Below are 18,450 nucleotides of genomic sequence, written 5' to 3' on the forward strand. Positions count from 1 at the left end.
TTATGAAAATGGTGTGCAAATAGATCTTTTTTTATCTTTTGTTATAAATTTAATTACATCTTTAACTAACGGATTTTCTTGAAAAGAACCATTCAATTTACTTATATTTTCATTAACATTTTTTGTAGCAAAAATTTTTTTGTAAGCGTCACTTAAACCTAAGATATCCTTGTTTTCATACTTAGCTCTTCTCAACCCTATTAAGTTCAATCCTTGCAATGAATTTCTATTTCCAGTAGACAATCCATAGGGTATTACGTCATGTAAAACACCCGTCATTCCACCAATCATTGCCATTTTTCCAATCCTAGTGAATTGTTGAACAGCAGAATTGCCGCCAATAACAACATTGTCCTCAATAATTGCATGACCACCTAATGGTACATTATTTGCTATTATTACATTATTACCAACATGACAGTCATGAGCGATATGGGATGAAATCATAAATAAACAATTATTTCCAATAACTGTTTTGCCCCCACCACTAACTGTACCAGGATTTATTGTTACATACTCTCTAATTTTGTTATTATTACCAATTATTAAATTGGTGGGTTCACCATTGTATTTCAAGTCCTGTGGATCATTAATTGAAACAAAAGGATAAATCTTATTTCCCTTTCCGATTTTAGCACTTACAGAAATATTTACATGAGAATGAATGATAGTATTTTCATCAATTTCTACATTTGGACCAATTACACAATATGGACCAATCTCAACATTTGAGGCTATTTTTGCTTTTGGATCTATTATTGCTGTTTTATGGATCATTTATTATCTTTGATGAATTTTTTTAAATCTTTAGCAGGATAACCCATTTGTTTAGTATTATCAGGAATATTCTTTATAACACCGGATCCACCTCCTATTTGTACATTATTACCAATTTTTAAGTGTCCAGATATTCCTGCTTGACCACCAATCATCACATTATTTCCTAATGAAGAGCTTCCAGCAAATCCAACTTGACCAGCAATGATGCAATTTTCTCCGATCTTATTATTGTGAGCAATATGAACTTGATTATCAATAAAGGTATTCTTGCCAATTAAAGTATTAGACAAGGAGCCCCTGTCTATTGTGGATCCACAACCTATTTCACAATTATCTTCAATTATCACAATTCCTATGTGAGGATATCTAGTATTTCCATTTTTATTTGGGAAAAAACCAAAACCTTTTTTTCCAATTACACATCCATCTAAAATATAAACGTTATTTTTAATTAAAGTATTTCTGATGATAACATTAGATCCAATTGAACAATTATCACCAATGATTACATTGCTTTCAATTATTGAATTATGCCCTATTGAAGAATTGAGCCCAATTTTAACATTTTTTCCAACCAATACATTTTGACCATGTTTCACAGTCTTATGTAAAATTGTTTTTTCAATATTTTCAGTTTGAGGATCAAAATCATCAGTAACAGAATCTGGATAAAATATTTTAGTAATTATAGCGGTAGAGATAAGAACATTATCAACCTCAATAGGTTTACAATTATTTGGTAATATACTTGATAATTGCTTAGTAGTTAGGCAATAAGCAGCTTTAGTGATTGAAGCCGCAGCTTCATATTTTTTTGAATGAAAAAAAGTAATATCTGTATTTGATGCTGTAACAAGATCCTTGATATCTAAAATATTTGTTTCAACATATTTATGTTTATTATTAATATTTGCAGAAATTAAGATATCATCAATTTTTATAGGACCTTTATTCTTAAAAAATAGATTATTCATTGATAAAGTTTTTTATCAAAAATTTTAAAGGTTTGCTTATCAAGAATTATTACTAATTATTTTTTATCTACGATAGTAGCTGACCATAGAGCGTCAGCCATTTTTTTTCCATCAACAAATGCTTCACCCTTATACTTCCAGACTCTTCCATGAGATCTAATTGCTTCTATATTTAGTTCTAGCTTACAGTCTGGAATAACTGGGTTTCTAAATCTTGCTTTTTCAATACCCATTAAAAAAACAAGTTTGTTTTCATAAGTTTCTCTATCAATACCATGCGCGGTAAGAGCTGCAGCTGCTTGACCAAAAGCTTCAACAATCAAAACTCCTGGCATAACGGGATTACCAGGGAAATGTCCTTGTACAAAAAAACTATCTTTCTTAACATTAACAATTGCCGTTGCAGAAAATAATTTTTTGATATTAGTTAATTCTTCTATAAGGAGCATGGGCTCTCTATGAGGTAATAAATTGATTATTTCTTTTTTATTTAATTTATTGGTCATAATTATTGTAATTCTATACTTTTAATTTTTGAATTTAAAATTTCAAGTATCTGACTTGTAATATCTAATTCTTTTTTACCTATTATAATGCCCTGTTTTGGAATGATGTATGAGATAGAATTTTTTTTAGCATAATCCGCAAGAATTGGTGTAAGTGACTCAGTAAGATTTCTTTGGGCAACGTTTTTTATTTTTGTAATTTGATTAATTGTTTTACTTCGAGATACTTTGTAGTCTTCAACTTTTTTTTTAAATAGCTGTACTTCAATGAGATATTCTTTTTCACTTAAAATATTTTTTTTTGAAATTATATTCCTTTCTTCAGTTTGTAAATTTTTTTCAATTTCTTCAAACTTTTTTTTATTAAATTTAGTTTTTTCATCTAATTTCTTAATGATTAACTTCCCAGCTAGTGAATTATTCATCAAATAATCTATATCTAGATAGTAAATATTATTATTTGATAGAGCAATATTTGTATAAAAAAGAATAAATGCTGTGGTTAAATAAATACAGATTTTTTTGAAAGTCATTAAAATGTTGTGCCAAGGTTAAATCTAAAACTTTCGGTTTTATCAGTAGAACTTTTAGTAATAGGTTGAGACAATGAAAAATTTAGAGGTCCAATTGGTGTTAATAGATCCATTGAGACTCCTGTTGAGCTTCTAATCTTATTATTATCATCAATAGCACTATCATAATCGACACCCCATACATTAGCAGCGTCAATAAATAGAGAAAAATCCATATTTTGAAAGGATGGTAGAAGTTTAGGTAGTGTAGCACTGAAATTTAGAGCAGAAATATAATTACCACCAATATAGTCATTATTTTCGATTGGACCAATTTTACCAGATTCGAAACCTCTGAGTTTACTGCTAGGCATAAATAACCTTTTTGAGATTCTTACATCCTCATTACCAAGTGAATTTACAGCTTTTCCATAAAAACTAACTTTTGTAACCGTATCTAATATTTTCTGATATCTGGTTGACTCAAATGAATTAACAATTTCATAATTATCTGACATTACAGGTAGTTCCTGTTGAAATATATTTCTAAAACCTTCATCTGGTCGAAATCTTTTATTTCTTAAGTCATAGTCTAAAGAATAGTTAAAATAACTATCAAAATAATTTCCTTCTTGTTTTTTAAGAGATGTTGATGCAGCGCTTGTTGTTTCAAGTTTTTCGTAGGAGATATCAACCTCAGGTCTAAAGTATAAATTTTCAAATTGTTCAAAAGAAGTACCTAGGGATACACCTAAATCTGATGTTTTGTAACCAAAGTCAGTTATATTATCAGTACTGGTACTTCTTATAGAAGTAAATAAAGAGTTATCTGAATAATTAAAATTAGGTTTTTCATATATAAATTGTCCCTTAATAGAATTTTCTGAAAATTGTAAATTTGAGTTTAATTTAATCCCCTTCCCTAAAAAATTATTTTCTTTTATACCTCCACCTATTGTGCCGCCTGATGTTCCAACACCAGCACCTAAAGAAATTTCTCCAGTAGGTTTTTCTTCAACAGTAAGATTTACCACCTTAAGACCTTCGCTAGAACCTGGAACAATATTAGTTTCTACTTTTGAAAAAATATTTTTTGCTTTAATATTATTTACAGATTTGTTGAATAAAATTTCATTATAAGGATCACCCTCATCTACTATTAAAGAGTTTCTAATAACCTCTTCAATAGTATAATTATTTCCTAGTATGTTAATTTTTTCAACATAAAATTTTTCGTTATCTTTTAAAGAAAATGAAATGTTCAATTTATTATTATCTATTATTGTTTCTTCTAGTGACGCATCAATAAATTGGTATTGTTTAGTAAGCGCTATTTTATCAACTTCTCTTAAAATTTTCTCAACTTTATCTAATGAGTACTCTTGATTTTTTAAATCTACTAAGGATTCATTAATTTTCGTAAAATATTTTGAATCGTAGTCATCAGATAATACTAAAGTTAATTCGTTAAATATAAATTTTTCACCAGAATTAATATTAAAAATTAACTTAAAAGAATCTTCATTATTAAATTCTAAAAAGGAGTTTGTTATTTTTACGTTATAATACCCATTATTTTTATAAAAATTTGTTAATAGTCTTTTGTCTAATTCGATTCTTTCCGAATTAAGATAAATAGATTGTGAAATAAATTTCCAAAATTTAGACTCTTCAGAGGTGATTATGTTCATAAGTTTTCTATCTTTAATTTTTTTATCTCCAATAAATTGTACTTCATGAATTTTGGCTCTTTTGCCTAGATTTATATCGTAAGTAAGTCTTGTAGAATTTTGTTCTTCATTTAATGTAGAGGTAGTTTTAACATCAGCGAAGTAATACCCGCTACTTTTCAAAATATTCTTTACTAAATTTAAATCTGATAGAAACAATGATTCGATATAAGAACTACGGTTTTTTAATTTAATCTTATCTAATAATAGCTCAGTTAATTTTGTACTTTTAATTCCATTTATTTGGACATCTTCGATGATTGGATTTTCAATGACAGAAATTTCTAAGATTGAATTATTAATTTTTAAGTTAATTTCTTTAAAAAAATTTGTCTCATAAATATTCTTAAGCACCATATCTAAATCATCGTCATTGTAACTTTTGTTAAAATCTATATCACCAAAAATTATTATAGATTCTTTAGATATTCTCTTATTACCATCCACCTTAATTTCACTAATAGTTTGAGCTATAGATAAAGAGGAAATAAAGAATAAAATAAAATTAATTCTTATAATTGTTTTAAACATAAGGTTTTATATAGTTAATTTGTTAATTTTCAAACTTACATAACTGTTCAATTTGATGATTTCATCAATATTTTTGACCTTAATTTTTTTAAATTTTGTAAATTCCTTCATTTTGATTATTTTCAATAAGAAAGTTGATATTTGATTAAATGTTATTTTTTTCTTTAAAAATAAATCAACCAATTTATCGTTCGCACTTACTATAACAGTTTCAAATAATGAGTCATTGTGTGGCATCTTCTTTAAAATTTTTACAACTGGAAATTTAGTAGTATCTACCTTTGTAAAATTAAGTTTACTTAATAGATTAAAGTTAAGTTTTTGCGTTCGAATTTTTTTTTCATACTTGCTATAAAAAGAGTTAAAAATTGGAATTTTCATATTTGTATCGTGTATTAACATTTTAGTTAAGCCATTATTAAATTTAATAATAGCATGAACATAGGAAGCTGGGTGAATTAAGATGTTTAATTGACTATATTTATAATTAAAAATTTTTTTAGCTTCTATAATTTCAAAAACTTTATTCATCAATGTTGCAGAATCTATTGTTATTTTTTTTCCCATTTTCCAATTGGGGTGCTTAAGCGCTTGTTTTATAGTAATTTTTTTAAACTTATTAAAATTTAATTTGTTAAATGGTCCACCTGATGCTGTAATAAACACTTTTTCTATATTAATATTTTTAGCATCATCAATTAAAGACCATATTGAAAAATGTTCAGAATCTACTGGTATAAATTTAACTTTAAATTTATCTAATTCTTTTTTTATTAATGACCAGCCACAAATGATAGACTCTTTATTGGCTATTGCTATATTCTTTGTAAACCTAATTACTTTTAAAGTGGGGCTTAAACCATCCAAACCAGAAATTGCATTTAATATATAGTCAGCTTTTTTTTTATTAAAAATTTTATGTATTGAATCATAGTTATTATAAATATTAATTTTTTTATTTTTAAGTATTTTTTTAATTTTTAAAAAACTTTTTTTTTCTCTAACAACAATATTTCTAACTTTAAAAATTTTTAATTGTTTAAGTAATTCATTAATATTTCTATTTACAGATAATAATAAAATATCACAATTTTTTTTATCTTTTTTAAGTATATCCAAAAAGGATTTACCAATTGAACCGGTCGAGCCTAAAAGTACTATTTTTTTTTTCATATTAGTTTAAAAAATTTAACAAAAGTATACCTAACGGCACAGCAAAAATTATGCCATCCATTCTGTCAAGTAATCCACCGTGACCAGGAAGAAGATCGCTAGTATCTTTAACTTTAGCTTTTCTTTTTAAAAGAGAGATGAATAGATCTCCTATTTGGGAAATTAAAGAAATTACAATTGTTAGTATTATTAAAGTAAGCAAGTCGTATATAATTACTTCATTATAAAATATTGGTATTAAAACCATCGAAAAAACAATTGAACCAATGGATCCTGATATAGTTTTATTAGGGCTTATTTTAGTAAGTTTTTTTCCTTTAAAAGTTTTTCCAAATACTAATCCACCAATGTCAGATAAAATTGCAACTAAAACTGAATACAATAAATATATTTTTAAATCAGTATAATCAGATTCTATTATAAATAGAAAATAAACCAAAATAGATAAATACAGTAATGAAGCTGACTTTGATATATACCTAAAAAAATGGTCCTGATATCTATTGCCTTTTATAATTTTAGAAATCAATGCATAAAATTCAATCCATATAATTATTGCTATAATCATTATTGAACCAATCATTATAAATGTATAAAAATACATTGCTGCCAATAAAGAAAGTAAAATAATAGATGTGAATATTCTTTTTTTTAATTCGTTATTTATCATATTGAGCCAAAATTTCTTTTTATGGATTTAAATTTATTCAATATTTTCTTAAAATCATTACTTTTAAAGTCAGGCCATAATTTTTTTTCAAAGAAAATTTCCGTGTATGCCAACTGCCATAGCATAAAATTACTTAGTCTCTGAGTATTTCCAGTTCTTATCAAAATATCTGGATCTATTATATTTTTTGTAAATAAATTATTATCAATATTTTTTTCATTTATTTTAATTTTTTTTTTCCTGATGTTTTTTATAGAGTTAATTAATTCACTTTTGGAACCATAATTCAAAGCAACATTTACCTGTAATGATGAATTTTTTGATGTTTTTAATTCTGAATTTTTTAAAATTTTTCTTAATCTAATGGGTAACTTATTTATTTCGCCTATAAATTTTAGTTTAATATTTTTTTTTAATAGGTTGTCAATTTTATTTGTCAAAAAATTTTCCAATAAATTAAATAAATAATTTATTTCTTTTTTTGGTCTTTTCCAATTTTCAGTTGAAAAGGTATAGAGTGTTAAATATTTAATATTTATCTTTAAACATTCATCAATAACAGACTCAACTGTATATAACCCTGCTCTATGGCCTGCGTTTCTTGAATTTTTATGTTTAATACCCCACCTTCCGTTTCCATCCATGATGATGGCCACATGTTTGACTGGGTTCATATGGTCATTATTTCTTTTTCTTTTGCTTCAACTTTAGTATCTATGATTTTAATATGCTCATCCGTAAATGTTTGTACTAATTTTTCATTAATTTTTTCATCATCTTCACTAATTATTTTTTCTTTAACTAAGCTTTTTAAATCATCATTCGCTTCTCTTCTAATATTTCTAATTGAGATTTTACACTTTTCACCCATAGATTTTATTAATTTTTTAATCTCCGTTCTTCTTTCTTCATTTAAATCTGGTACGGGCAACCTAATTAATTGACCATCGATTTGAGGATTTAAACCTAATTCTGATTTTTTAATTGCAGTATCAACAAGTGGAACATTATTAAGATCCCAAACTTGGATGTTAATTGTTCTAGCATCAGGGGTTGTTATACTTGAAACTTGATTTAAAGGCATCGCTTGACCATAAACTTCCACCTTAACAAGATCTAACATTGAAGCATTTGCTCTACCTGTTCTTAATGATGTTAACTCTTTCTGAAAAACCTCAATGGTTTTATCCATCTTCTGGCTGTATGTTTTTTCATTAAACATTTATTCACCTATTTTAATTCTAAGAAAATTGTTAATCTTTAAATCTGGTATGTTTAGTTCTTTTATAATATCTTGAACTTTCTTTTTTGGTTCCATAACCCATGCTTGTGTTAATAATGCATTTTCCTCTTTAAACTTATTCATTTTACCTAAGCTAATTTTTTGTGCAATCTCCTCTGGTTTTCCTGAATTTTTTAACTCCTCTGTAACAAGATCCTGTTCTTTTTGAAGAAGGTCTTTATCAATTAAATCTGAACTTAAAGCCAAAGGATTTGAAGCTGCAATATGCATTGAAAGTTGTTTACCAAATGCCTTAACATCTTCACTATCGTTTGAGGTCTCAAGTGAAGTTATGACTGATAATTTAGACAAATTATCTTTAACTACAGTATGCAAATAATTAAAATTTTTAGAACCTGGTTGGCTAAATGTTTTAGCTTTACCAAGTGTTATCTTTTCTCCCATTTTTGCAATTAATGCAACAAGGCTATCTTCAACTGTTTCTCCATTTGCCATTTTTGACTTATTGAGTTTCTCTAAGTCAGATGAATTTTGATTATTTAATTCACTTAATTCTTTCGCAAAAGATACGAAGTCATCATTTTTAGCAACAAAGTCTGTTTCACAGTTAATTTCAATAACAGATATTTTGTTTTCATCACCTGAAGTTGCAATAACACCTTCTTTAGCATCTCTTGACATTTTTTTTGATGCTTTAGAAATTCCTTTTACTCTTAAAATTTCAACAGCTTTATCTAGATCACCTCCAGATTCTTTGATTGCTAAATTACAATCTTTAAATCCAGCACCAGTTGCTTCACGTAATTGTTTTACTTTTTCTATATCACTCATGTTAATTAAGTTTTTCCATATCTTTTTTTGAAAATTTAGCATCTAACTTCTCTCTATCAATCTCCTGAATAGTTTTTGATGAAGTTTCTTTTATTTTTGTCTCATCAACATCTGGTTTTTCTTCAGATTTAGATGGAGCAGCTTTTTTTGCATTTTCAATAGTTTCTTTTACTAAATTACAATATAAATCAATTGCTCTTCTAGCATCATCATTACCAGGAATTGGGTAATCAATACCATCAGGATTAGAATTGCTGTCAAGTATAGCGCAGATTGGAATACCTAATTTAGAAGCTTCAGCAATAGCTAGAGATTCATAATTAGTGTCAATAATAAAAACTAGATCGGGAACCTTTTTCATTTCTGCAATTCCACCCAATGCTCTTTCTAATTTATCTTTTTTAACACTCATCTTTAATAGTTCTTTTTTTGTAAAGCCTCTATTTTCAGCTACAAGATCAGCCTCATATTTTTTCATCTTTTTAATTGATCCTGAGATTGTTCCCCAGTTGGTTAGCATTCCACCTAACCATCTGTAGTTTACAAAGTATTGTCCAGTTTCTTTTGCAACTTCAGCAATAGCTTCTGATGCTTGTTTTTTTGTAGACACAAAAAGAATTTTGCCATTATTGGCTATCGTATTGTAAACTTTTTCCAAAGCTATATTCGTTAATTCTAATGTTTGAGTTAAATCAATAATGTGAATTGAATCTCTTTTTCCAAAAATGTATTTTTTCATCTTTGGGTTCCATCTTAAGGTCTTATGACCTAAATGAACGCCTGCTTCTAATAATTGTTGGATAGTTAGACTTGGTATTTTCATATTTATTCCCGGTTAAGCCACCACAGTAATTTCCATTTAAGGACCGGAGGTATAAAACCACAAACTGTGTGCGTGTTAATTTAATTTAAGAGTTATTTACAAATTATTCATGGAACAAACAAGTCTTTTTTAATGAATAATTGTCGAAATATCTTTATTTCTGATGATATTAATAGCTTTCCTGTCAATTAGACGCTTGTTTTTCAATTTAAAGCTAATCTCATTATTTTTATCAGTTATATTAATTTTTACCTCAGTTGTCCCCTCTGCATCCACTAAATCAGATATTTTATCGATGTCTTGAATTGATTTAATATTAAATACGATTTCATTAACAGGCTTATTAAAGAGATCCTTGAGAGAAGCTATTTTTTGAACATTTATTCTTTTAAATCTATTCTCATCGTTAGAAATGGTTTTGATCAAGGTTATGATTAAAGAGCTACCTTCAACTAAAGACTCTCTATTAAGTTCTAAAATATCTGAAAAAATAAAAAGCTCAAAAACACTAGTTAAATCAGTGAACTTAATAACACCGTATGAATTACCTTTTGCAGTTTTTCTTTCAGTGATTTTTAAAAGTGTAGCTGCGATATTTGCCTCTTTTATTGTATCATCTAAATTAAACTTTGCATAATCGACAATTTTATAGTCGTCAAAAATTTCTTTGAATTGATTTAAGGGATGGTCAGATATAAAAAAACCGATAGCTTCAAATTCTCTTGCTAAACGATCCTCAAACTTCCAATCTTCAATATTTAAAACTATTTCATTATCTTGCTCTTCATCTGAGCCAAAAAGATCAATTTGATTTGCTGCTTTGTTTTCATAAATATTTTTTGTTTTTAAAATAAAATTTGGAATAGAATTAAATAAGGCTTGTCGATTGTTATCTATATTATCAAAAGCTCCTGCTTTAACCAAACCTTCTAATTGAAGTTTATTTATATCTTTTGGATTAACTCTATTTAAAAAATCATTTATAGATTTAAAATCACCATTTTCATCTCTTTCTTTAACAACATTTGATATTGCTTCATAACCAACACTTTTAATTCCACCGAGAGCATAATAAAAATTATTGTCATCAAATTGAAAATCTGCAAAGCACTTATTAATATCAGGTCGTATAACTTTAATATTAATTCTTTTTAGTTCTTCATGGAATTCGCCCAATTTATTTTGATTTGAAATATCCATTGTCATAGATGCTGCAAAAAACTCTTTAGGATAATAGGCTTTTAAAAAAGCTGTTTGATAGGAAATTATAGCATAAGCAGCAGCATGACTTTTGTTAAATCCATATTCAGCAAATGGTTCAATTTTTAAAAATATACTAGCTGCAACCTCTTTGCTAATTCCATTTTTCAAAGCACCAGCAATAAATCCCTGTTTCTGCCTTTCTAATTCGGCTCTTTTTTTTTTACCCATAGCTCTTCTTAAAATATCTGCCTCACCAGCGGTAAAACCAGAGAGTTTTTGCGCTATTTGCATCACTTGTTCTTGATAAATAATAACTCCATAAGTAGGTTTTAAAATATCCTCAAGTAATGGATGCAAATAATCAGGTGTTTGTCTTCCGTGTTTACAGTCATTGTAAATTGGTATGTTGCTCATAGGTCCTGGACGGTAAAGAGCAACAAGAGCAATAATATCTTCAATATGGTTGGGTTTCATTTGCAACAAAGCTTCGCGCATACCAGCACTTTCAACTTGAAATAATCCAACAGTATTACCAGAAGATAAAAGTTCAAAAACTTTTTGATCATCAAAATCAATATCTTCAATTTTGAAATCTTTAACTTTTTTATTAATCAATTTTTGTGTTCTATTAATAACTGTTAAAGTTTTTAATCCTAAAAAATCAAACTTGATTAAGCCAGCATTTTCTGCTGAATACATATCAAATTGTGTTGATGGCAACAGCAAGTCTGCTGCAGCATCTTTGTATAAAGGTACAACTTCTGTTAATTTTCTATCAGCTATTACAACACCTGCTGCATGAGTTGCTACATTTCTATTTAAACCTTCTAATTTTAAAGAAAGATCAGTTAATTTTTTTACACGTGGGTCTTCATTAACTAATTTTTGAAGTCGTGGTTCACTATTTATACACTCTGTTAGACTCTGAGGTCTAGAAGGGTCAAAAGGGATCATCTTTGAAATACTGTCAACAAAACCATATGGTAAGCCTAATACTCTACCAACATCTCTAATAACCATTCTTGCTTTTAATTTTCCAAATGTAATTATATGAGCAACACTATCTTTATATTTTGTAGTTAAATATTTAAAAACAAGATCTCTTTTTTCCTCACAAAAATCTATATCAAAGTCAGGCATTGATACTCGATCAGGGTTTAAAAATCTTTCAAATATTAGATTAAATTTAATCGGGTCAACATCAGTAATGGACAAACACCAAGCAACTAGAGAGCCAGCCCCAGAACCTCTACCAGGTCCTACTGGAATATCGTTATTTTTAGCCCATTTAATATAATCAGATACAATCAAAAAATAACTTGGATATTTCATTTCGATTATGATTTTTAACTCATGATCTAGTCTATCTTTGTATTTCAAAAATTTATCATCTGTTTTTAAATTGTTTTCTTCAATTTTAAAAACTTTTTGGAATTTTTCTTTTAATCCGTCTAGCGAATCTTTTTTAAGCATTTCATCAGCATTGCCTCCTTTTTCAGAACTAATATTTGGAAGTACAGGTTTTGAAAACTGTGGTCTAAAATTACATTTAAATGGTAAATTGAAGTTATTTTCTAAAGCTTCAGGAAGATCTGAAAATAGCTTTGACATTTCTTCATTAGATTTAAAATAATGCTGGTTGCTATATTTAATTCTATTTTTTTCATTAACATAAGTTTTAGAACCAATGCACGTTAAAGCATCATGAGCTTCGTGCATGTCAGGTGTTAAGTAATAAACTTCATTTGTAGCTATAATTGGTATTTGAATTTTTAAAGATTGTTCTAAATTGAATTTTTCAAAAGCAATTTCGTTTTGATCACCATGTCTTTGGATTTCTAAGTAAAAATTATCATTAAATTTTGATGATAAGCTTCTATATAGTTTTGATATTTCATCTAAACGACCTTTTTCAAATAGTTTACCGAATAACCCTTGAATAGTTCCAGAAAGTAAGGACACACCTTCAGTGTCTATTAAAAGATCTTTTACATCTAAATGAGGGTCAGATAATGCATCATTTTCAAGGTAAGACCTTGAGGAAAGTTCAATAATTCTCTTATATCCATTTTCGTTAAGAGCTATTAGGGGTAATAGCCCTGTTGTATCTTCAAATCTAAAATAAATTTGAGTGCCAATAATTGGCTGTGTACCAACCTTAGAAATATTTTCAGCGAACTCTAATGCACCACATAAATTAGATGTGTCTGAAATACCTAAACAAGGTATTTTTTTTTCTTTACAAAAATCTTTTAAGTTATCAATTTTGATAGCACCTTCACAAATTGAATACTGTGTGTGAATTTTTAAGTGATTAAAATTTTGATTATTTAATTCTGGCATTGATAGTTTTTATATTACCATCAATCATTTCTAATTTGCAATCAGCCATATTAGCAAAAAATCTATTGTGAGTTGCATAAATTATTAATCTATTTTTATTTTTTAATTTATATAAAACATTAAAAACCTCTTTAGCAGTAGTATGATCTAAGCTGCCTGTAGGCTCGTCTGCTAATATAATTTCAGGTTCATTAATTAGTGCTCTAGCCATGGCAATTCTTTGCATTTCACCTCCTGATAGTTCAGATGGAAAATGAGCTTCACGTGATGAAAGACCCATTGTTTTTATAATTTCTTTTGCTCTTTCAATTGAATTTTTTTTATCATTAGTTAAAGCTAAACCAGCAAAATAAACATTTTCTAATGCTGTAAAATCTGGAAGTAAATTATTTTGTTGATAGATAATACCAATTTTACTTGATCTAATTTTATCATTTTTTGCATTTTCATTAAAGTTTACCGGTGTTTTATTAATTAACAATGAACCAGTGGTAGGTTTATCTATTAGTGACAAAACATTTAATAGTGTAGACTTTCCAGATCCAGATGGACCAACTAGAGAATAAATCTTACCTTTTGTAAAAGAATAATTAATTCTTTTTAAAACATTTATTTTTTTATTGTTGGAAAAAGATTTAGATATGTTCTTTAATGATATCAAATTATTCATACTTAAGTCCTTTAACGGGGTCTAATTTTGAAGCTTTTATTGCTGGAAAAATTGAAACGATAATAGTTATAAAAATTGAACAAAGAGAAATTATAAAAATTGAAGTTGGGTTTATTTCAGAAGGCATTGTGCTCAAAAAATAAATCTCTTCAGGAAACAAGCTAATATTAAATGTATTACTTAAGAATTCTCTCAGGTTTTCAATGTATAAAGAAAATATTACACCTAAAAAGATTCCAAAAAGTGTTGCTGTAGTTCCAATAATAACACCCACAAGGAAAAATATCTTAACAATAGACTTGTTCAGGACACCAATGGACTTAAGTATAGCTATATCTCTTGTCTTATTTTTAACTAAAATTGTAAGACCCGAAATAATGTTAAAAGCAGCTACTATAATAATCAAAGATAAGATTATAAACATTACATTTCTTTCAACCTTTAATGCAGAAAACAATGAGCTATTCATATCAGCCCAACTGTATACAAATTCATTTTTGAATATTTGTTGAATTTTACTTTTTGCTTCTTGAATATTTGATGGTTTGTTCAAATAAATTTCTAGGTTACGCTTTTCTTTTTTAAAACTAAAAAAGTTTTCCAATGTTTCTAAATTTATAAAAGCAATATTTGCATCGAAATCCGCTAAACCACTATCAAAGATAGATCTAATAATAAAAGTTTCTTGCCGGGGTAAACTTCCTATTATTGTTTCAATGCCTACTGGAGACATTATTGATATTTTGTCTCCTACACTAAGATCTAAATTAAAACTTAATTCTTTACCTATTGATATCGAATTCTTTGTTAATTGGTTTGATTTACCAATTAAGTTTCCTTTTTTTACAACATCAAGTTTTAGAAAGTTTTCTCTACTATAACCTCTTAAAATTAAACCTTTGGTGTATTTTTTGCTAATAACAATTGCTTCACCGGAATTACTAAGTATTAATTCTTTTGAAATTAATTTTAGATTTTCACTATCTAGTTTTTCTAAATTAATAGAAGTCTCATATGGCTTAACAGTAATATGAGCATTAAATCCTACAATCTTATTAATTAACTCACTTCTAAAACCATTCATAACAGACATCACAATAATAAGTACTGCAACACCAAGGCTAATTCCAATAAATGAAAAAATGGATATTATATTTAAAAAACCGTCTTTTTTTCTGGTTTTTAAATATCTAAGTGTAATTTCTTTTTCTAATGCAGAAATCAATTTTTTAATTTTTGTTCAGTTAAAATTTGAGTTATTTGATCTAGTGTTAAACTTTTAGGATCCCTTCCAATCTCTTTAAACTCTAATAAATTATCTTCTGAATTTTTTCCTAAAATTATTTGATAAGGCACACCTATCAAATTAAATTTTTTAATTTTAGATGAAAGATTTTCATCCATATCATCAATAATTGTATCAATATTTTTACTTTCAAAATGTTTAAAAAGTTTATTTGCTTTATCTAATGCCGATGTATCATTTTTGTTAATCATAGGTATTATTGCAAGTTCGTATGGTGCTACAGAAAATGGCCATTTCATTATTTCATCTTTTTGATCATATTTAGCTTCTATAATTGCTCCAACTAACCTTGATACACCAATTCCATAAGATCCCATTTTAACAAAATCTTTTTTGCCACCTGGAAGGTCTACAGCTGCATTTAAAGCTTTTGAATACTTATCTCCAAAATAAAAAATGTGACCTACCTCTATACCTTTTGTAATTAGTCTATTTTCTTCTGACACCTTTTCTTCAAATTCATTTTTATTAAATTTTTCATCGGCTACAGCGTAATATTGTTCATATTTTTTTCTTAAGTCTTGTAAGGATAGTCTATCCAATACAGTTCCTTCACTACCTAAATCAAAAACTCTTTTATCTGTAAAAATTTTACTTTCTCCTGTATCTGCTAAAATAATAAATTCATGAGATAAATTTCCTCCAATTGGTCCTGTATCAGCTGCCATTGGTATTGCTGAAAGTTCTAATCTTTTAAATGTTTTTAAATATGAGAAAAAGAATTTATTATACGAGAATGTTGCATCTTCATCATTAACGTCAAACGAATATGCATCCTTCATATAAAACTCCCTACCTCTCATTATTCCAAATCTTGGTCTAACTTCATCTCTAAATTTCCATTGTATATGATATAATAATTGAGGAAGTGATTTATAAGATTTAATACTTGATCTAAATATATCTGTAACTAACTCTTCATTGGTTGGTCCATAAAGCATTTCTCTACCTTGACGATCTTTAATACGAAGCATTTCATCACCATAATCGTCATAACGACCACTTTCTTTCCAAATATCACTGGGTTGTATAGTTGGCATAAGTATTTCTTGGACGCCAATTTTATTTTGTTCTTCTCTTACTATTTGTTCAATTTTTTTCATCACCTTAAAACCTAAAGGTAGCCATGAATAAATACCTGCTGAGGATTGTTTAATCATACCAACCCTTAGCATTAACTGATGTGATTTAATTTTTGCTTCTGATGGGTTATTTTTTAATATTGGAATGAATGACTTTGAAATGTACATTTTTAATTAATTATATATCTTAAATTTAAATATTCATATTTTATCAATAAATAAATTATCACGAAAATAACTGTTGTAATACCAGTACAATAAATGAATTTTTTTAGCATCTTAGGATTTTCAGGAGAACCTGCGTCTTCACCATCAATTTTGATAGATTTTTGTCTATTTACATCAATTGGAAGGATTGTAAAAAAAACTATCCACCAAATTATTATATAAATTATAGCAAGACCTGTTGCACTCATTTAAATTCTTACTAGGTTGATATTGATAAATGGTCTTTTACCAGTGAAATCTTTAGCACATTTTCTACATGTTATTTTTAAAGCATCAATTAAATTAAATTCTTGCTTTTTACTTTTTATAGAAAAAGTTCTAGTTGTTTTTTCGATTGCTTCTTCTAATTCGTATATAAACTCATCAACATCATAAACAGGCAGTCCTCTAAAAGTTAATACGGGTCTTTTGTGGATATTGCCTTTTGCAGTAATTAAAATAGTAACCTCCATATATCCATTTGCACTAATGTTTTTTCTATCTTTAATTGATTGAGCATCTTCTTCTACACTCATATTACCATCCAAATAAAGTCTACCGCTTGGTGCTTTATCAAAAACATGTGGTTTACCAGGCGCTAATTTTACAATATCTCCATTTTCAACTTGAACAGGATGTGGAACTTTCATTTCTTTAGCAAACTTCATATGTTCAATCATATGTCTGTGTTCACCATGAACAGGAACTGCACATTGAGGTTTTACCCAATCGTACATCTCTCTAAGATCATCTCTATTGGGGTGTCCAGAAACATGAACAAATTCGCTTTCTTCTGAAATAACTTCAACACCATCTTTAACTAGTTGATTTTGTAATTTATACAATTTTTTCTCATTACCTGGAATAATTTTTGAAGAAAAAATAACAGCATCATCTTTTTCAATGAATACATCTGGGTGAGTATTACTAGAAATTCTCATTAGTGCTGCCATAGGTTCCCCTTGGCTACCTGTACAAAGATAAACTATTTTTTCTCTAGCAATTTTTTTTGCATCACGCGCATCGACAGGTTCAATAACATTTTTTAAATAACCACATTGTCTTGCTGCTTTAAATATTCTATGCATGGACCTTCCTACTAAAGATATTTTTCTACCAGTTTTTTCTGCACAATAAAAAGCTGTTTCCATACGTGCAACATTCGATGCAAAAGAAGCCATAACAATTCTTTTTTTAAGGCTACCCATGATATTTAATAAGCTTTTTCTAACATCTAACTCTGAACCAGCTTTACCCATGCTAAATACATTTGTTGAATCACAAATCATAGCAAGCACACCCTCATTACCAATTTCTTTAAGTCTATCTGAATTGATCTTTTCACCAATAAGTGGCTCAGGATCAATCTTCCAATCACCAGTATGCAGTATTACACCTGAAGGAGTTTCAATTCTAAGACCATTGGGTTCAAGGATTGAGTGAGTTAGAGTTATATATTCTATTTTAAATGGATCTAAATTTACCGTTCCATTTAATTGAACTATTTTGAGAAACTTGGTTACATCTATATTTTTTTCTTTAAATTTTTCTTTTATTAAAACTGCAGTAAATGGAGTTGCAAAGATTTTACATTTAAGTTGAGGCCAAAGATGTGCGATCGCACCAATATGATCTTCATGTGCATGAGTTAAAATAATTCCTAAAAGGTCGTCTTTTTTATCAACAATAAATCCAGGATCTGGGTAAATAAGATCAATACCGGGTAAAGTATCATCAGCAAATGTAACCCCAATATCAACCATGATCCATTTATGCTCACCAGGTTTACCGTAGGCAAATAGGTTCATATTCATACCAATTTCACCGGACCCTCCTAGAGGGCAAAATAATAATTCATCTTTCATA

The 18,450-nt window shown here is 27.8% G+C and carries 17 protein-coding genes; all 17 read right to left on the bottom strand.

The genetic code is table 11. The annotated features are described in order from the left end of the window. Positions 1 to 777, bottom strand: a complete 777-nt coding sequence (lpxA, locus tag AC5SLT_RS03545) for an acyl-ACP--UDP-N-acetylglucosamine O-acyltransferase (RefSeq protein ID WP_494591209.1) — start codon at positions 775 to 777, stop codon at positions 1 to 3. Then, complete coding sequence (lpxD, locus tag AC5SLT_RS03550; RefSeq protein ID WP_494591210.1) at positions 774 to 1,754, bottom strand: UDP-3-O-(3-hydroxymyristoyl)glucosamine N-acyltransferase; 981 nt, start codon at positions 1,752 to 1,754, stop codon at positions 774 to 776. Before lpxD ends, lpxA begins: the two co-directional genes overlap by 4 nt. A gap of 56 nt (positions 1,755 to 1,810) precedes the next feature. Continuing rightward, positions 1,811 to 2,260, bottom strand: coding sequence for a 3-hydroxyacyl-ACP dehydratase FabZ (gene fabZ / locus AC5SLT_RS03555; protein WP_494577488.1), 450 nt, complete (start codon positions 2,258 to 2,260; stop codon positions 1,811 to 1,813). Between the two features lie 2 nt (positions 2,261 to 2,262). Beyond that, positions 2,263 to 2,793 (bottom strand): OmpH/Skp family outer membrane protein, encoded by a 531-nt coding sequence (locus AC5SLT_RS03560; protein WP_494591211.1) that lies wholly within the window; start codon positions 2,791 to 2,793, stop codon positions 2,263 to 2,265. Then, positions 2,793 to 5,033, bottom strand: a complete 2,241-nt coding sequence (bamA, locus tag AC5SLT_RS03565; protein WP_494591212.1) for an outer membrane protein assembly factor BamA — start codon at positions 5,031 to 5,033, stop codon at positions 2,793 to 2,795. The genes AC5SLT_RS03560 and bamA overlap by 1 nt, the downstream gene beginning before the upstream one ends. A 6-nt stretch (positions 5,034 to 5,039) precedes the next feature. After that, positions 5,040 to 6,206, bottom strand: coding sequence for a 1-deoxy-D-xylulose-5-phosphate reductoisomerase (locus AC5SLT_RS03570; RefSeq protein ID WP_494591213.1), 1,167 nt, complete (start codon positions 6,204 to 6,206; stop codon positions 5,040 to 5,042). Between the two features lies 1 nt (position 6,207). After that, positions 6,208 to 6,876, bottom strand: coding sequence for a phosphatidate cytidylyltransferase (locus AC5SLT_RS03575; RefSeq protein ID WP_494591214.1), 669 nt, complete (start codon positions 6,874 to 6,876; stop codon positions 6,208 to 6,210). Further along, positions 6,873 to 7,550, bottom strand: a complete 678-nt coding sequence (gene uppS, locus AC5SLT_RS03580) for a polyprenyl diphosphate synthase (RefSeq protein WP_494591215.1) — start codon at positions 7,548 to 7,550, stop codon at positions 6,873 to 6,875. The genes AC5SLT_RS03575 and uppS overlap by 4 nt, the downstream gene beginning before the upstream one ends. Next, positions 7,547 to 8,098: a ribosome recycling factor gene (gene frr / locus AC5SLT_RS03585; protein WP_271486466.1), complete on the bottom strand. Its 552-nt coding sequence runs from the start codon at positions 8,096 to 8,098 to the stop codon at positions 7,547 to 7,549. The genes uppS and frr overlap by 4 nt, the downstream gene beginning before the upstream one ends. Next, positions 8,099 to 8,950, bottom strand: a complete 852-nt coding sequence (gene tsf / locus AC5SLT_RS03590; RefSeq protein ID WP_494591216.1) for a translation elongation factor Ts — start codon at positions 8,948 to 8,950, stop codon at positions 8,099 to 8,101. It lies immediately after the preceding gene. Between the two features lies 1 nt (position 8,951). After that, positions 8,952 to 9,773 (bottom strand): 30S ribosomal protein S2, encoded by an 822-nt coding sequence (rpsB, locus tag AC5SLT_RS03595; RefSeq protein ID WP_494591217.1) that lies wholly within the window; start codon positions 9,771 to 9,773, stop codon positions 8,952 to 8,954. Between the two features lie 129 nt (positions 9,774 to 9,902). Further along, positions 9,903 to 13,319: a DNA polymerase III subunit alpha gene (gene dnaE / locus AC5SLT_RS03600; protein WP_494591218.1), complete on the bottom strand. Its 3,417-nt coding sequence runs from the start codon at positions 13,317 to 13,319 to the stop codon at positions 9,903 to 9,905. After that, positions 13,303 to 13,989, bottom strand: coding sequence for an ABC transporter ATP-binding protein (locus AC5SLT_RS03605; protein WP_494591219.1), 687 nt, complete (start codon positions 13,987 to 13,989; stop codon positions 13,303 to 13,305). Before AC5SLT_RS03605 ends, dnaE begins: the two co-directional genes overlap by 17 nt. Next, the gene (locus AC5SLT_RS03610) at positions 13,982 to 15,214 is read right to left on the bottom strand and encodes an FtsX-like permease family protein (protein WP_494591220.1); all 1,233 of its coding nucleotides are present in this window, start codon (positions 15,212 to 15,214) and stop codon (positions 13,982 to 13,984) included. The genes AC5SLT_RS03605 and AC5SLT_RS03610 overlap by 8 nt, the downstream gene beginning before the upstream one ends. After that, entirely contained in the window at positions 15,211 to 16,545 is a 1,335-nt protein-coding gene (gene proS / locus AC5SLT_RS03615; RefSeq protein WP_494591221.1) for a proline--tRNA ligase, read from the bottom strand. The genes AC5SLT_RS03610 and proS overlap by 4 nt, the downstream gene beginning before the upstream one ends. A 2-nt stretch (positions 16,546 to 16,547) precedes the next feature. Next, positions 16,548 to 16,793: a DUF1467 family protein gene (locus AC5SLT_RS03620; RefSeq protein ID WP_011282023.1), complete on the bottom strand. Its 246-nt coding sequence runs from the start codon at positions 16,791 to 16,793 to the stop codon at positions 16,548 to 16,550. Further along, entirely contained in the window at positions 16,794 to 18,449 is a 1,656-nt protein-coding gene (locus AC5SLT_RS03625; protein ID WP_494591222.1) for a ribonuclease J, read from the bottom strand. Between the last annotated feature and the right edge of the window lies 1 nt (position 18,450).

Source organism: Candidatus Pelagibacter sp. PS_11 (assembly GCF_059417975.1).

What these genes read in the sequence shown, in the direction of transcription:
- dnaE (WP_494591218.1), bottom strand. Translation starts at nt 13,319, where the DNA reads ATGCCAGAATTAAATAATCAAAATTTTAATCACTTAAAAATTCACACA.
- AC5SLT_RS03570 (WP_494591213.1), bottom strand. Translation starts at nt 6,206, where the DNA reads ATGAAAAAAAAAATAGTACTTTTAGGCTCGACCGGTTCAATTGGTAAA.
- proS (WP_494591221.1), bottom strand. Translation starts at nt 16,545, where the DNA reads ATGTACATTTCAAAGTCATTCATTCCAATATTAAAAAATAACCCATCA.
- uppS (WP_494591215.1), bottom strand. Translation starts at nt 7,550, where the DNA reads ATGAACCCAGTCAAACATGTGGCCATCATCATGGATGGAAACGGAAGG.
- rpsB (WP_494591217.1), bottom strand. Translation starts at nt 9,773, where the DNA reads ATGAAAATACCAAGTCTAACTATCCAACAATTATTAGAAGCAGGCGTT.
- bamA (WP_494591212.1), bottom strand. Translation starts at nt 5,033, where the DNA reads ATGTTTAAAACAATTATAAGAATTAATTTTATTTTATTCTTTATTTCC.
- fabZ (WP_494577488.1), bottom strand. Translation starts at nt 2,260, where the DNA reads ATGACCAATAAATTAAATAAAAAAGAAATAATCAATTTATTACCTCAT.
- lpxD (WP_494591210.1), bottom strand. Translation starts at nt 1,754, where the DNA reads ATGAATAATCTATTTTTTAAGAATAAAGGTCCTATAAAAATTGATGAT.
- tsf (WP_494591216.1), bottom strand. Translation starts at nt 8,950, where the DNA reads ATGAGTGATATAGAAAAAGTAAAACAATTACGTGAAGCAACTGGTGCT.
- AC5SLT_RS03575 (WP_494591214.1), bottom strand. Translation starts at nt 6,876, where the DNA reads ATGATAAATAACGAATTAAAAAAAAGAATATTCACATCTATTATTTTA.
- AC5SLT_RS03560 (WP_494591211.1), bottom strand. Translation starts at nt 2,793, where the DNA reads ATGACTTTCAAAAAAATCTGTATTTATTTAACCACAGCATTTATTCTT.
- frr (WP_271486466.1), bottom strand. Translation starts at nt 8,098, where the DNA reads ATGTTTAATGAAAAAACATACAGCCAGAAGATGGATAAAACCATTGAG.
- lpxA (WP_494591209.1), bottom strand. Translation starts at nt 777, where the DNA reads ATGATCCATAAAACAGCAATAATAGATCCAAAAGCAAAAATAGCCTCA.
- AC5SLT_RS03620 (WP_011282023.1), bottom strand. Translation starts at nt 16,793, where the DNA reads ATGAGTGCAACAGGTCTTGCTATAATTTATATAATAATTTGGTGGATA.
- AC5SLT_RS03605 (WP_494591219.1), bottom strand. Translation starts at nt 13,989, where the DNA reads ATGAATAATTTGATATCATTAAAGAACATATCTAAATCTTTTTCCAAC.
- AC5SLT_RS03625 (WP_494591222.1), bottom strand. Translation starts at nt 18,449, where the DNA reads ATGAAAGATGAATTATTATTTTGCCCTCTAGGAGGGTCCGGTGAAATT.